Origin of the sequence: Clostridium boliviensis (genome assembly GCF_033342255.1) — a bacterium.
Taxonomy (GTDB): domain Bacteria; phylum Bacillota; class Clostridia; order Lachnospirales; family Lachnospiraceae; genus Lacrimispora; species Lacrimispora boliviensis.
Window position 1 is genome coordinate 1 of the sequence record NZ_JAWONS010000249.1, and the last position, 517, is coordinate 517.

Annotated in this window: 1 protein-coding gene; it reads left to right on the forward strand. The window is 48.4% G+C overall.

Going from position 1 to position 517, the window contains the following annotated elements:
• Positions 1–517: hypothetical protein (locus tag RZO55_RS16955; RefSeq protein WP_318065443.1), on the forward strand; the 517-nt coding region annotated here is incomplete at both ends.

The following is a 517-nucleotide window of genomic DNA, read 5'->3' on the forward strand; positions in this document are numbered from 1 at the left end:
AAATATGTCGTCCGATGATGAAAAGATTGACGTTTCCCTGATTGGAATTCAACCGGGCACATTTTTGGAACCCGAGACCCTTGAGGGGAAGGGGCTTGCCAAAGGGAAGGACTCCGGAGTCATCGTCGATGCATCATTGAAAGATTCAGGCATTCAACTGGGAGACACCCTTGAAATTGAGGGAACGACGCAGATCCTCAAAGTGGTTGGTTTTGTGGAAGGTCAATCCTTCAACCATTTGCCGGCGATTTTTATGACTTTGGATATGTGGCGTGAGCTTCATTTTGCAGCGCCAGGCTCAGATATGGGGATCGACAAACCCGTCAACGCCATTATGCTCCAGGGGAAAAACATCTCTCCGGAAAAGATCGATCAATCGCTGAAGGGCATTGAAACGGCCACCAAACAAGAAGCCATTAACGGCATTCCCGGCTACACCGCTGAAAATGGGACGATTATGATGATGCTTGCTTTTCTCCTGACCATTTCCGCCGTGGTGGTTAGCGTTTTCTTCTAT